This window comes from Ruminococcus gauvreauii (assembly GCF_025151995.1).
Taxonomy (GTDB): Bacteria; Bacillota; Clostridia; order Lachnospirales; family Lachnospiraceae; genus Ruminococcus_G; species Ruminococcus_G gauvreauii.
This window is the reverse complement of the sequence record NZ_CP102290.1, coordinates 783656-798629: the sequence shown is the minus strand read 5'-3', so window position 1 is coordinate 798629 and position 14974 is coordinate 783656. Positions and strand designations below refer to the sequence as shown.

Here is a 14974-nt window from a genome sequence, read left to right as displayed (position 1 = left end):
GGAAAACAGATAAAGATGGAGAAAATTCTCTACCCTTAGAAAAACAGGATGAAAGCTGTGTTTTATTGTCGAAATTAGAATAAAGCAAGCCGGATACATATGTGAAATTGTATCCGGATATGGGGAATTATTATAGATTTAAAGATGCTCAGAATTGAAAGGAGGGAATATTATTTGAAAAGGAAAAAAGAAGAAATAACGATCCGTTCCAGTGCAGCGGAATATCTGACTTACGTTGCGTCCATCGGAGATCAGCCGGACAGTATTGAGATGCGCTATGAGGATGAGAATATATGGTTGACGCAGAAGATGATGGCGACATTATATGATGTAAGTGTTGCTGCAGTTAGTCAACATATAAAGAGAATATATGATGATTCGGAATTGGAGCCAGATTCAACTATTAAGAAATGCTTAATAGTTCAAACGGAAGGTACACGTCAGGTAAGTCGGGAAGTGGCACATTACAGCCTACAAATGATTATTGCAGTTGGTTTTAAGGTGAATAATGAGCGAGCTGTGCAGTTTCGTAAGTGGGCGAATGGTATTGTAAAAGATTATACCATCAAAGGTTGGGTTATGGATGATGAACGCCTAAAACGCGGAACCTACTTGACCGAACAGTATTTTGAGGAACAGTTAGAGCGTATTAGGGAAATACGTGCGAGTGAACGAAAGTTTTATCAGAAAATTACAGATATTTACGCGACCGCAATAGATTATGATAGGAACTCAGCTACGACGAAAAGATTTTATGCAACAGTCCAAAACAGAATGCATTTTGCAGTTCACGGTCATACAGCAGCGGAGTTGATTGTAGAAAGAGCAGATCATAGAAAAGAGCATATGGGGCTAACCACATGGGGCGAGTCACTAGATGGCAAGATTAAGAAAAGTGATGTTACGATTGCAAAAAATTATTTGAATCAGGATGAAATGAAACAGTTGAATCGTATGGTTACAGCATATTTAGATTTTGCTGAAAATATGACATTGAGACACATTCCGCTGACCATGCAGGATTGGGAGAGAAGGCTTAATCATTCAAGACAGATTGTTCATCTCTGACTATGATAAGTATCTGTTAGAATTAGAGGAGAACACAAAAAATGAGATAATGCAGTAATCCGGATTTTAACCGTGTGCAATTTGAGACGGTTAAAACAAGCAAATTCGGTTGCTCAAGGAAAAGACAGTCGAGACAGTGGCGTTGCTGGTGCGGAAACCTTGATTCCATCAGTGCCTTTCACAGTATAGGCGCAGCATTTCCGTGGATTTTAATGGGGATATTTGAAGCAGTTAGCTGATGGGTGAAAAGATCATTTACAGAGCAAAGAGGATGCACAAAACAATTAAAATTTGAGGAGGTACATAAGTTTGAAAAATATGATTGCATACTGCGGACTGGATTGTGAAAAATGCGATGCATATCTTGCAACAATCAATGACGATCAGGCGCTGCGTGAAAAAACTGCGAAGCTGTGGGCAAAGTTAAATAATGCGCCCATTCTGCCTGAACACATCAATTGTCAAGGCTGCCGCGTTGAAGGAATTAAAACTGTATTTTGCGATAGTCTCTGCGATATTCGTCAGTGCGCATTAAAAAAAGGTGTGATGACATGCGGTGACTGTCCAGATATGGAAGAATGTCAGACTGTTGGAGTGATTACCTCAGATAATCCCGAAGCTCTGGAAAATTTGAAAGGATAAATTACATAGTCTGACATGGCCCAGTTTGTTTTACAGACCTGCTGCTCTGCCATCGGTAACTTAGAAGTAAGGTTGTGAACTGAACTTACCAGAAAATAGAATTCGGAGGAACAGGTGTGGGGAAAAAGACGGAACAGTCACGAAAAGTATATAATGAGATGGCGTGGGAATATGACTCTGCGCCAGAAGGCAATTACACAAGACCTCATAAAGAAGAAATTGTGAAAAAGGCTGTGCTCAGGGCTGGAGACAACATTCTGGATGTTGCCTGCGGTAATGGGTATCTGCTTGGAGAACTTTCCCAAAAAGCGAAAGTCAATGCGTTTGGCATAGATATTTCTGAAAATATGATTGCCGCCGCCAGAGAAAGATATCCGGCTTGTACATTTGCGGTAAGTCCCTGTACTCCTCTCGGATTTGAAAATGAGAGTATGGATGTCATTACGGTGTCTTGTGCATTTCATCACTTTGAAACGCCCCAGGCTTTCGCCAATGAGTGTATGCGGATATTGAAGAAGAGCGGAAAAGTTTTTATTGCAGAACCATTTTTCTCTCCGGTGGTGCGGTGGATTGCCAATACCGTAGTTTTTCCACTTTCCAGAACAGGTGACGTGAGGGTGTATAATCAGAAGGAACTTCAATTGTTTTTTGAATTGGCTGGATTTACTGATATTGAATCCTACACAAGAGGCACCGTGTTATTTTTTTCTGCAAGGAAGGGAACGTCACCTTGTCGGACAGAAGAACGAAAATAGGAGAGGATCGAAAATGAAGATGCCAGAAAAGATAGAACCTGTCATGTTTGCCCCCTGTGGGATGAACTGTCTGGTTTGCTATAAGCATTGTTATCATAAAAAGCCTTGTGCAGGCTGTCTGATAAGTGACCGGGGAAAACCGGAGCATTGTCGGAAATGCAGGATAAAGGATTGTGCGGCAAAGCGGCAGATTACATATTGCTTTGAGTGTTTTGAATATCCATGTAAACAGATAAAGCGGCTTGAAAAAAGTTATAATGTCCGTTACCATGCCAGCTTGATGGAAAATAGCCAAACAGTTAAAGAACAGGGAATGGCTGAATTTCTGGCACAGCAAACAGAGAAATATACCTGTCCGGAATGCGGAGGAATCATTTCGGTCCATGATGCAGAGTGCAGTGAGTGCCAGTGGAAAAGGTGAAAAGGAAAGTAAGGCTGATTTAGTAATTATGCACATATATAGACGGGTATATTTCTGGTAATAATTACGTATTACGAAATGTGAGAATGTACGGTATACTAAAGTCAACAAATTAAATAGGTGGTAGCTGAAATGCGAAAGCCAACATTTCAGCTGCTATTTTTTTGTGTAAAAAAGGAGGAGAATAACATGAATCAAAATTCAAATCAATATCTGGCGGAGGCTCCAGTTGGAAAACTTATGATGAAATTTTCAATTCCGTGTATTATGTCTTTGCTGGTTTCATCACTTTACAATATCGTTGATCAGATATTTATCGGAAGAGGGGTTGGATATCTGGGAAATGGAGCTACTAATGTGGTGTTTCCAATCACAGTCATAGCGCTTGCAGCTGCTTTAATGATTGGTGATGGCTGCGCCGCATTCCTCAGTATATGCCAGGGAAGGAAAGATACAGACAGTACAAGAAACGGAGTGGGTAATGCGGTACTTATGCTTATACTCAGCAGCATTATTATCATGCTGGTTTTCATATTTGCCCGCGAAAGGATCTTAAGTTCATTCGGAGCAACAGAAAATAATATGATATATGCCAGAGATTACTTTAATATCATTGTAATCGGAATTCCGTTTTTTATGTTCGCTAATGGATTAAGTTCTGTTATCCGTGCAGACGGGAGTCCCCGATTTGCAATGATATCCACGTTAGTTGGCTGCATGATCAACGTTATTCTTGATCCAATTGCAATATTTGTATTTCACTGGGGGGTTAGAGGTGCTGCTATCGCAACAATCGCAGGTCAGATTGTATCCGCAGGATTAGCGGTGTATTACCTTTTCCATACAAAGTCCTTTAAGCTGAATGCCGGGAGTTTTGCCGTCAAAAGAACTTTGCTGAAGCGTATATTGCCACTTGGAATTAGCAGTTTCCTTACTCAGTTATCGATTGTAATCGTTATGGGAGTAATGAATAATGTATTGGTAAAATACGGGGCAATGTCCAGGTATGGCGCTGATATACCAATGACTGTAGTTGGCATTGTAATGAAAGTCTTTCAGATTGTGATAGCATTTACAATTGGCGTCGCAGCCGGTTCTCAGCCTGTTGTTGGATATAATTATGGAGCCGGCCAGTATGGGCGCGTCAAAGAAATTTATAAGATAATGATGATTGTTGAAGTTTGCATCGGGTTAATTGCTACCGTTTGCTTTGAAATGTTTCCATTGCAAATACTAAGTCTTTTTGGAAGTGAAAGTGATTTATATAATGAATTTGGAGTTCTGGCATTCCGTATTTTCCTATGTACGATAATCCTTTGCTGCGTGGTAAAGGCAACAAGTGTATTTTTACAGTCATTAGGAAAACCCATAATGTCTATGGGGTTATCATTACTTCGAGATTTTGCATTAAGTGTTCCGCTTGCGTTATTTTTGTCAATTTCATTTGGTGTGGAAGGGCCGTTGTTTTCAGCACCGATTGCAGATGGTGTAACATTTCTTGTGATGCTGATTATCATGAAACATGTCCTGAGGGAACTAACTAACATGACAAAATGGGAACCATTAAAGAAATCGCAGAAAAAGGCAGCTGTATCACAATAAGGGGGTCAGAGGATTATACATTAAGAATGAGTGGGGGACGATGTCCGCCCCCCTCATCCGCCCCCCGCTCATCAGCACCCTGTCCAGGCAAAGATCCCGAATGTTAAGGCTTTAATATTACCTTTATACAATTATCTTCTTTTTTATCAAAAATGCTGTAAGCGTGACTTCCTTCTTCCAGGGAAAGCTTATGGGTTATGATATCAGTCGCATCAAATTCACCTTTCTGAATTTTCTGCAGCATCAGATCGACGTATCTGGTAGCAGGGCACTGTCCCATTTTCAAGGAAATATTTTTGGAAAAGAAATTTCCGAGAGGAAAATTATTATATTTATTGCCATAAACACCAACTAAAGCTACCGTGCCGGTTTTTCTGATACACTGGGAAGCTGTTTCTATCGCTGATTTTGATGCTCCCTGTAGTTTGAACGCTGTTTCTATTTTCTCCACGACAGAGGTTTTCCCATCGAGTCCCACACAATCGATCACAGCGTGAGCCCCTCCGTGGGTAATATCTTTTATATATTCCCCTACCTGTTCATATTCTTCGAAGTTCAGGACTTCCACGCCATAACTTCTCGCGTGTTCCAGCCGGTAATGGACACGGTCAACCGCAATAATCCGGCCGGCACCTTTTTGGATACACCACTTGATGGTCATCAGCCCTATGGGGCCGCAGCCCAGTACAACGACGGTATCTCCGGCTTTGACGTTTGCGATTTCTGTTCCCCAGTAGGAAGTGGGCAGAACGTCGGTCACAAATAAAACCTGTTCATCTGTCAAACCTTCCGGTACTTTTTTAGGTCCGACATTGGCATACGGAACCCTGATATACTCAGCTTGTCCTCCGGGGTAATTTCCATGATATTTACTATATCCGAATAGTCCGCCCGATTCGGCATAATCATTGGAATTGTCACACTGACTGTATTCACCATGATTACAAAATTCACAATGTCCGCATGCCACGGGAAACGGGATGACAACCCGGTCTCCTTTCTTCAGATCTTTCACTTCCTTTCCGACTTCTTCGACAATCCCCATCGTCTCGTGGCCTAAGACGTATCCGTCATACATTCCCTTTACCAAACCGTGAACTAAATGTAAATCCGATCCGCAGATAGCGGCGGAAGTAACTTTTACTATGATATCATCGTCTTTCTTTATCACCGGATCCTTGACCGTTCTGCATTCTACCTTCTGCAATCCATCAAACACGACAGCTTTCATTGTAATACCTCCTGTTATCATTTGAAAATATTATCTGTAGATGAAGTGAATCTATACCGGGAATATTTATGGGAGGTAACAGGAGTATTAGTAACATGCAGACACAATGGCGCATTTATTTTAGAAGTAAAAAAGAACTTGCATTATGTATCAAATAGATTTACGCTTGAAATGAATTCTATAAGAAGATTACAGGAGGCCTGTCAATGATTAAAATCAGGAATGAAAACGAAACAGATTTCGGCAACGTGGAAGACATAACAAGAAAGGCTTTTTGGAACCTGTATATTCCGGGGTGTGTTGAGCATTATCTTGTAAATATTATGCGGTCTCACGATGACTTTATACCGGAGCTGGATTTTGTGATTGAGGTCGATAATCAGATCATCGGAAATATCATGTATACGAAAGCAAAACTGGCAGATGAGTGTGGGGAAGAAAAAGATATTCTTACGTTCGGTCCACTTTGCATTCTGCCTGAATACCAAAGAGAGGGGTATGGGAAAAAATTGCTGGAGCACTCCTTTAAACAGGCATTAGCACTTGGTTACGATGTGATTGTCATCTTCGGAAATCCGAATAACTATGTGAGCCGCGGTTTTAAGAGCTGTAAAAAGTACAATATTTGTTTGGAGAATGGGGTATATCCGGCGGCAATGATGGTCAAGGTACTGAAGCCAGACGCTTTGGATGGAAGAAAGTGGGTCTACCATCAAAGCCCTGTATTTGAGATAGACGAGCTCGAGGCACAGCGCTTTGATGAGAGATTTGAAAAGCTGGAGAAAAAATATCAGCCAAGCCAGGAAGAATTTTATATTCACAGCAACGCCGTCCTGCAGTGAGTGTCAGCAAAAAATACAGGAAGGAGCAGAAGAATTGTATTATCACATTGACAGGAGAAACTGAACATGATAATATTTAAGAAATAAAATTCTGGGAATGAAGTTCTCCCGTGGAGTATTCCAAAAGCGCATAATTGCTGATGACTTCTGTGTAAAAGCAGGGGTTATCAGCTTTTTTTGAGCTTATTTAAAGTATGGAGGAAGAGAACATGTTATTGAGTATAGCGTTGATTATGTTGTTTGGTTTGATGGCAGGGACAATTTTTAAAAGGATGCGGCTGCCGTATATCATCGGCATGCTGGCTGCAGGAATCATTCTGGGACCATATGTCCTGAATCTGCTGGACGACAGTATCCTGAACATATCGGCAGATTTGAGGCAGATTGCACTCATCGTAATATTGGCGAAAGCGGGACTCACACTGGATATTAATGATCTGAAGCGAGTAGGGCGTCCGGCTGTACTCCTGTGCTTTTTGCCCGCGACAATGGAGATTATCGCATATTTGCTGTTTGCGCCCGGGCTGATGGGGATCTCTCTGCTGGAGGCAGGGATCATCGGAGCCGTGATGGGGGCGGTGTCACCCGCGATCATTGTGCCGTCTATGTCTAAACTTATCGATGAAGGATGGGGGACAAAAAAAGGAATTCCGCAGATGATCGTCGCGGGTTCTTCGGCGGATGACGTTTATGTGGTCGTGGTCTTTACTGCGCTGATATCCCTGGCTCAGGGCGGAAAGGTATCTGCCGCCGAGTTTCTGCAGGTTCCTGTGTCGATCGTTCTGGGAATCGTTCTTGGTGCTGCAGGGGGCATGGTTCTTGTTCTGTTCTTTCAGCGGTTTCATATGAGAGACACCGTAAAAGTTATAATTCTTCTCTGTGTTTCATTTCTGTTTGTCACGCTTGAAGAGAAACTGGAGGGTATCGTTGCCGTTTCCGGCCTGCTCGCGGTCATGAGCATGGGCATTACGATTTACAACAGATATGATATTCTGGCAAAACGGATCACCGGCAAATTTTCGAAAATATGGGTTCCCGCAGAGATCTTACTGTTTGTACTGGTTGGGGCTGTGGTAAATGTCAAATATGCGTTATCAGCAGGGATTATGATGGTCCTGATGCTGCTCATTGGTCTGATCTTCCGGCTGGCAGGCACATATCTGTGTGTGGTGGGTACAAAACTGAACAGGAAGGAACGCATTTTCTGCATGATTTCACAGATACCGAAGGCGACCGTGCAGGCGGCTATCGGCGGCGTTGCACTGGCCAGAGGGCTGCCCTGCGGAAATATCGTGCTGACAGCTGCCGTAGTTTCTATTTTAATCACTGCCCCCGCCGGGGCACTGGGAATTGAAGTCACCTATAAAAAATTGCTTTCAAAAGAAAAATAGGAAGAATTTGATGAAGTTCATCTGAGCGCGTGGTACAATAGAAACAGATTAAGAACGGAGGTTGTAAATATATGGGTATCCGGATTACAAAACACTGACAGCAAGGCGTTGGTGTTTGCATGGCCTTGCTGATCAGACAGTGAAAAACAATTTCATGATCAGGAGGTAAAACAATGTCATATTTTAATTATCAGTCTAAAAGGATTTATTACACAGAAACAGGCAGCGGAAAACCAGTGCTGTTTTTACATGGGAATACGGCGTCTTCCAGGATGTTTGAACTTCTTCTTCCGTTATACGAAGACAAATTTCATGTGATCCTCATTGATTTTCTGGGACATGGAAAATCAGAGCGCGTGGAGGAATTCCCGGCGGATCTGTGGGCGGAAGAGGCCAGACAGACGATCGCATTGATGGAGCATCTGAACCTGGGAAAAGTAAATCTAGTGGGAACCAGCGGCGGTGCATGGGTCGCTGTCAATGCTGCCCTGGAACGCCCTGATCTGGTTGGCAAAGTAGTGGCGGACAGTTTTGACGGCAGGACACTGGCAGACGATTTTTCTGAAAATCTGATTCAGGAGAGGACGAGTGCCGGGAAAGATGAAATGGGAATCATGTTCTACAAGTGGTGCCAGGGAGAAGACTGGGAACGTATCGTAGATATGGATACCAGGGCGCTGCTTCAGTGTGCCGCGGAAAAGCTGCCGTTATTTAATAAACCGCTTGAGAGCCTGCAGGCTCCGCTGCTTCTGATGGGCAGTGAAGGGGATGAAATGTCCAGAGCGGATTTCCGGGAGGAGTACCGTGAAATAGCCGCCAGGACGGGGGCGGAAATCTGTGTGTTCGCAGAAGGCGTTCATCCTGCGATTTTATCCTGCGGGGAACGTGCTGCCGAAGTTATCTGCAGATTTTTGGAATGATAAAACATAGATTTGCAGATGGGGAGCCAGCAATGGCTCCTCTTTTTATTGAACTTTCTTGAAAAATATTGAACTCATGCGCTGGATATGATAAGATTTATAACAAAATAAATTGAACCATTGAACAAAAATTGAACTACGGAGGTAAAGATGTATAAAGAAACGTTTGCAGACAGGTTGAAAAGTGCAATGGACAGTCAGAGTTTGAAACAGATTGATCTGGTCAGAGCAGCGGAAGAACAGGGGATTAAGCTTGGCAAGAGCCATATAAGTCAATACGTGAGTGGAAAAACAGTGCCGAGGGCAGAGATCTTACGGTTTTTAGCCGGAGAACTGCATGTAGGAGAAGACTGGCTGGTTGGAAAAGAACCCCAGGAGAAATCAAAAGTCAGCGGAGATGCTGCTGTGTCGGGAGGAAAAGAGATGCGTGAATTTAAAAAATCGTCAAAACTGGAACATGTCTTATATGATGTCAGAGGACCCGTTGTGGAAGAAGCTGCCAGGATGGAGGGAGAGGGAACACAGATTCTGAAACTCAATATTGGCAATCCGGCCCCGTTCGGTTTTCGCACACCGGATGAGGTAATCTATGATATGCGGCAGCAGCTGACTGAATGTGAAGGATATTCCTCGGCGAAGGGGCTTTTTTCTGCCAGGAAGGCGATCATGCAGTATGCACAGATCAAGAAGCTGCCGAATGTTTCAACAGAGGATATTTATACAGGAAACGGTGTCAGTGAACTGATAAATCTATGTATGTCAGCGCTGCTCGATGATGGTGATGAAATTCTGATTCCTTCTCCGGACTACCCGCTGTGGACTGCGTGTGCTACGCTTGCAGGAGGGAAGGCGGTCTATTATGTCTGCGATGAACAGGCGGAGTGGTATCCTGATCTGGATGATATAAAAAAGAAGATCAATGACCGGACAAAGGCTATTGTTATTATTAATCCGAACAATCCAACGGGTGCCCTTTATCCGAGGGAAGTGCTGCAGCAGATTGTCGATATCGCCAGAGATCATCAGCTCATAATCTTCTCTGATGAAATCTATGACCGCCTTGTGATGGACGGGGAGGAACACGTTTCGATCGCATCTTTGGCACCTGATTTATTCTGCGTGACATTCAGCGGTCTGTCGAAGTCTCATATGATTGCAGGCTTCCGGATCGGCTGGATGATCCTAAGCGGGAATAAAAGGGCGGCAGGGGATTATATTGAAGGCATTAATATGCTCTCCAATATGAGGCTCTGCTCTAATGTACCGGCACAGTCAATCGTACAGACTGCCCTGGGAGGACATCAGAGTGTCGATCATTATATTGTACCGGGCGGCCGGGTATATGAACAGAGAGAATATATTTATAAGGCATTGACTGACATACCGGGGATAACTGCGGTAAAACCGAAGGCAGCCTTCTATATTTTTCCCAAACTGGATATAAAGAAGTTCAATATCAGGGATGATGAACAGTTTGCATTCGATCTTTTGAGGGATAAGAAGATTTTGATTATACACGGAGGAGGATTCAACTGGGAGCAGCCGGATCATTTCAGGATCGTATATCTTCCCAGAGTTGAAGTTTTGGAGGAGGCAGTCGGTAATATGGCAGACTTTTTAAGCTATTATCATCAATAATTCCGTCCGGGCTTACATGCATCTTTCGCGCATTCAATGCTTTACAGAGTTAGTGCGGGAATATATAATAAACTTAATGTTTCGTAAGCATTTGAAGGCGCCGCACACCTTGTCTACAGGGATGCGGCGGCAGGGGTATGGCTGATCAGCACAGGAAAAACCGAAGGAGGAAAACGGATATGACAGAGGATAATCAGCTTTCAATGGACCAGATGACGGTGGTATTGGACAATGCGCCGCTGGCTGTGTTCGTCACATCGATCGACACCATGAAGCTGTTATACGTAAACCGTATGGCCGGAGATTTATTTCTGGAACAGAATGTGGATATCCGTGGACTTACCTGCTACCAGGCTGCCGGTTTTGATGAACCGTGTCCTTTTTGCCGGATCGGAAAGATGAGCCATTCAGAACTCTGGGCCCGGGAATTCCGGCATCCGGGCAACAAACGCCTCTATCAGCTCAGCGGAAAAATCATAGACTGGGCGGGAACTCCCGCACATATTGAGTACATACTGGACATCACTGAAAAAAGAAAAGAGGAAGAACTGACGAATGAGCAGGAACACCTGAGAAACGAATTGACAGGCATTAATGATAAAATGCAGGACATCATCAATGCCATACCGGGTGGGGTTGCGATTTACAAGGTATCGGATATCTTTGAAACCGTTTATTTTTCAGATGGCGTGCCGGAGTTGTCAGGGTATACGGTGGAAGAGTACCGGGAACTGACGATGCAGGACGCGGCTTTGATGACATACTGGAAGGATATGGACATGGTGGTGTCAAAAGCCAGGGAAGTGATCAGATGCCGCGGCACAAAAGAGTTTGAATTCCGCAAACAGCACAGGGATGGACATATCGTGTGGGTGCATGCACATGTAAAGTGGATCGGGGAGGAGGACGGCTGTCCTCTGCTTCACTGTGTCTTCCATAATGTTACAGAATTGAAACAGGCAAAGCTGGAACTGGAATATCTTGTGAACTCCATACCAGGAGGAATCGCAAGCTATCGTATGAAGGGGAAGCGGCTGGTTCCGGTCTTTTTTTCAGACGGGGCGATGGCGCTTTCAGGTCATAGCCGAAAAGAGTACCAGGGGATGTGCAAACACGATATCTTTGATGCCGTCTGCGAACTGGACAGAGAACGCGTAAAGGCATCGGTATATGCTGCATTTGAGAACGGGGGCGTGCTGGATATTTCTTACCGGATGCGGCACAAAGACGGAAACCTGATATGGGTTCATCTGAACGGACGCCGTATGGGAGAAGTCTCAGAGGATGCGAGATTTTATGCGGTGTTTACCGGTATGTCTGCAGAAGCACGACTGTTCCAGAACATGGCCGATGAAATGACGGATGGGATTTATGTGATCGACAAGGCGAATTATGATCTGCTGTATGCTAATGAACCCAGAAATTCCATTATGAAGGGAACGGATTATCTCGGAAAGAAGTGTTATGAGATACTGTTCCACAAAGATGCACCATGTGAATTCTGTACACTGCGCAAGGACGGCACAGAGGGCGAGGAGCATGAGATGCAGACGGGGGATACAGACCGGGTTTTCAGCACCCGTTATCGGGAACTGGACTGGAACGGAATACCGGCCTACGTGAAATATATCAGGGATATCACGGAGGAAGCACACACAAGAAAAGAAAAAGAACTGTTGGAGATATATTTCAGGAATGTCGTGGAAAAGCTGCCGGGAGGGGTTTCCGTTATCTGCTGTGAGAAGGATGGCACCATGAGACTGGAATTTGTCTCTGACGGGCTTGCGGCGATGACCCATATGACTGTCGAAGAGGTCAAAGAGTTATATGAACATGACCTTTTTGCAGGGGTACATCCGGATGACCGGGAGGGAAACCTGGAAACACTTAGAAAGTATATGGAAAAAGGGGAGGGGCATTGTGAACTGACCGGCCGGATGAAACTGGGTGACGGGGGATATATCTGGACCAGACTGACGCTGTCACTGATTCAGATGACGGACGGCGTGCGCAGACTCTACTGTATGTATACGGATATCAGCCAGAATGTCGAGGAGAAAGAGCAGATCCGGCGCCAGTATGAAGAAATCATTCTCCAGCATTATCGTACCCCCGGACCGGATGCATTGATTATTGGTCATTGTAATGTATCAAAGAACCGGATATTGGAGATCATCGATTATACACATTCCGGCCTGCTTCAGACTTTTGGCAGAAAACGGGAGGATTTTTTTAGCGGCATAGCGGGTTTTATCGAAGACGAGGAAGAACGGGCTGTTTTTGTGGATACTTACCTCAATGAGCCGATGAGGAAGGCATTTGCAGGTGGGAAGATGGAACACATTCTCAATTGCTTCATAAGGCTGCCGGGTGATCAGAAGGGACGTTATGTGCAGTTTAATGTTAATCTGCTGGAGGCGCCTGATACCGGTGATATTACCGGAATACTGACGGTAACGGATATCACAGAGCAGATGGTATCTGAACGGATTCTGCACCAGCTTTCAGAGGCAAGCCATGATGTCGTGATGGATCTGAATCTCGACCGGGATTACTTTACGCTGCTGTCATATAATCCTGATGCCGGCAATGTTCCGGCAGAGTGCGGACGGCTTTCAGAACGGGTAAAGCTTATGCTTGAGTCCTCGGTTGTGCCGAAGGACAGAGAAGAGTATGCCAGAGGGCTGGACATAAAAGAAATGCGCCGAAGGCTTGACAAAGAAGGAAATTATACATTTTCTTATTCTGTTCTGGATGAAAAACATGATATCAGAACAAAAAATATTACGGTTTCGGCAATCGACATGCGTCTGGGCAGGGCATGTCTGATGTGCACAGACATCACAGCTTCGGTCAGAGAACAGCAGGGTCTGCTGAATATGCTGGCGTATACGTTTGAACTGATGGGTTTTATCAATATCAGGAAGGAACAGTTTACTATGTTTACGCGCCGGGCAGTGCTGGAAAACCTGCCTCCGCATATCATTGAGCATTATAATGAATCGGTCATACAATTTGTCAACAGATATGTTACGGAAGAGAACAAAGCCGAAGCATTTGACAATTTTTTTCTGGAAAACATGCTGCAGCGGCTGGAGGAGGAACCGGCCGGTTATGATTTTGTGATCCCATATCAGGCGGAGACGGAGATACGGTACAAGCAGGTGAATGTCCTGTGGGGAGATCAGAACCACAGAACCGTATGCATGGTCCGGGCAGATGTGACGGATATGCTGACGGCTGAACGGCAGAGCAAAGAAGCGCTGGAGGAAGCACTGATACTTGCAAAGGAGGCAAACCTCGCTAAAAGCGATTTCCTCTCTGCTATGAGTCATGACATCAGGACTCCTATGAATGCCATCATAGGAATGACAACGCTGGCACAGGCGCACCTGAATAACACGGACCGGGTTGCCGACTGTCTGCATAAAATAACCGTTGCATCCAGACATCTGCTGAGCCTTGTCAATGATGTCCTGGATATGAGCAGGATCGAGCGATCCAAGATTACATTAAACTGCAGAGCGGTGTCGCTTTGCGAATTGATACAGCAGATTTATGCGATCATGGAACCGCAGGCAAATGAGGCAGGGCTTTGCCTTGCACTCAGGATGGAGAAGATCTCCCAGGAGTATTTTTGGGGGGATTCCCTGCGAATCAGTCAGATACTCATCAATATTCTGAGCAATGCGGTGAAATTCACACCAAAGGGCGGACGGGTGGACTTCCTTGTGGAAGAAATACAGCCTGTACCGCATGCGGGGCGTGTGCGATATCGCTTTCAGGTTCGGGATACGGGGATAGGCATGCCGGAAGAGTATCTTGAGAATATTTTTGTTCCCTTCAGCCGTGATTACAGTGCCCGGCGCATTGAGGGTACGGGACTGGGGCTCAGTATCACAAGAGGGCTGGTAAATCTGATGGGAGGCAGTATTTCCGTAGATAGCCGGGTGAATGAGGGAACGACGTTCAGCGTGGAACTGGAGTTTGAGACCGTACAGAAAGTGGAAACAGTCAGGGAACAGGTTTCAGGAGAGCCGGCGGATGACAGAAACGATACATGCTTTTTGGGGCGGCATTTTCTGGTGGCGGAAGATAATGATATTAATGCTGAGATTCTGTGTGAACTGCTGCTGCTGCACGGAGCGGAAACTGTGCTCGCAAAGGACGGACAGCAGGCGGTGAACTTGTTCCGGAATGCCAAACCTGGCACGTACGATGCGATACTGATGGATATTCAGATGCCTTGCATGAATGGATATGATGCGACCCGCGCAATCCGGAACATGGGGCGCGTGGATGCCGGAAGTATTCCGATCATCGCAATGACGGCCAATGCATTTACGGAGGATATTCAGGAATCGGCGGAAGCCGGCATGACGGCACATGTGTCAAAGCCGATCGATATGGATATCCTGCGGGCGACCTTAAAGAGTGTATTGGATAAAAAAGGAGTAAGTTGAA

The 14974-nt window shown here is 44.8% G+C and carries 10 protein-coding genes, 1 pseudogene and 1 riboswitch; of the genes and pseudogenes, 10 read left to right on the top strand and 1 reads right to left on the bottom strand.

The window, feature by feature from the left end; genetic code table 11:
* Positions 1 to 174: 174 nt before the first annotated feature.
* From NQ502_RS03845 to NQ502_RS03825, 5 genes and pseudogenes are all read left to right on the top strand, one after another.
* Positions 175 to 1126, top strand: a pseudogene (locus NQ502_RS03845) (virulence RhuM family protein).
* A 260-nt stretch (positions 1127 to 1386) separates the two neighbouring features.
* Complete coding sequence (locus tag NQ502_RS03840; RefSeq protein WP_341349428.1) at positions 1387 to 1710, top strand: DUF3795 domain-containing protein; 324 nt, start codon at positions 1387 to 1389, stop codon at positions 1708 to 1710.
* Between the two features lie 116 nt (positions 1711 to 1826).
* The gene (locus NQ502_RS03835) at positions 1827 to 2465 is read left to right on the top strand and encodes a class I SAM-dependent methyltransferase (RefSeq protein WP_044983433.1); all 639 of its coding nucleotides are present in this window, start codon (positions 1827 to 1829) and stop codon (positions 2463 to 2465) included.
* A gap of 13 nt (positions 2466 to 2478) precedes the next feature.
* Positions 2479 to 2886 carry a DUF3795 domain-containing protein gene (locus NQ502_RS03830; RefSeq protein ID WP_028529446.1) on the top strand — a complete coding sequence of 136 codons (408 nt, stop codon included), beginning with the start codon at positions 2479 to 2481 and terminating at the stop codon, positions 2884 to 2886.
* Between the two features lie 189 nt (positions 2887 to 3075).
* Positions 3076 to 4488: an MATE family efflux transporter gene (locus tag NQ502_RS03825; RefSeq protein WP_044983434.1), complete on the top strand. Its 1413-nt coding sequence runs from the start codon at positions 3076 to 3078 to the stop codon at positions 4486 to 4488.
* A gap of 103 nt (positions 4489 to 4591) precedes the next feature.
* Here NQ502_RS03825 and NQ502_RS03820 read toward each other — a convergent pair whose 3' ends face one another.
* Positions 4592 to 5719, bottom strand: coding sequence for a zinc-dependent alcohol dehydrogenase (locus NQ502_RS03820; protein ID WP_028529447.1), 1128 nt, complete (start codon positions 5717 to 5719; stop codon positions 4592 to 4594).
* A gap of 206 nt (positions 5720 to 5925) precedes the next feature.
* On the opposite strand from NQ502_RS03820, the gene NQ502_RS03815 reads away from it, so the two are divergent.
* From NQ502_RS03815 to NQ502_RS03795, 5 genes are all read left to right on the top strand, one after another.
* Positions 5926 to 6561 carry a GNAT family N-acetyltransferase gene (locus NQ502_RS03815; RefSeq protein ID WP_028529448.1) on the top strand — a complete coding sequence of 212 codons (636 nt, stop codon included), beginning with the start codon at positions 5926 to 5928 and terminating at the stop codon, positions 6559 to 6561.
* An 84-nt stretch (positions 6562 to 6645) separates the two neighbouring features.
* Positions 6646 to 6718, top strand: a riboswitch (Fluoride riboswitch).
* Between the two features lie 52 nt (positions 6719 to 6770).
* Positions 6771 to 7952 carry a cation:proton antiporter gene (locus NQ502_RS03810; RefSeq protein ID WP_028529449.1) on the top strand — a complete coding sequence of 394 codons (1182 nt, stop codon included), beginning with the start codon at positions 6771 to 6773 and terminating at the stop codon, positions 7950 to 7952.
* A gap of 173 nt (positions 7953 to 8125) precedes the next feature.
* A complete protein-coding gene (locus tag NQ502_RS03805; protein ID WP_028529450.1) occupies positions 8126 to 8872 on the top strand; it encodes an alpha/beta fold hydrolase in 747 nt (248 codons plus the stop codon).
* A gap of 423 nt (positions 8873 to 9295) precedes the next feature.
* The gene (locus tag NQ502_RS03800) at positions 9296 to 10510 is read left to right on the top strand and encodes an aminotransferase class I/II-fold pyridoxal phosphate-dependent enzyme (RefSeq protein WP_028529451.1); all 1215 of its coding nucleotides are present in this window, start codon (positions 9296 to 9298) and stop codon (positions 10508 to 10510) included.
* Positions 10511 to 10689: 179 nt separating this feature from the next.
* A complete protein-coding gene (locus NQ502_RS03795) occupies positions 10690 to 14973 on the top strand; it encodes a PAS domain-containing hybrid sensor histidine kinase/response regulator (protein WP_028529452.1) in 4284 nt (1427 codons plus the stop codon).
* Position 14974: the final 1 nt, after the last annotated feature.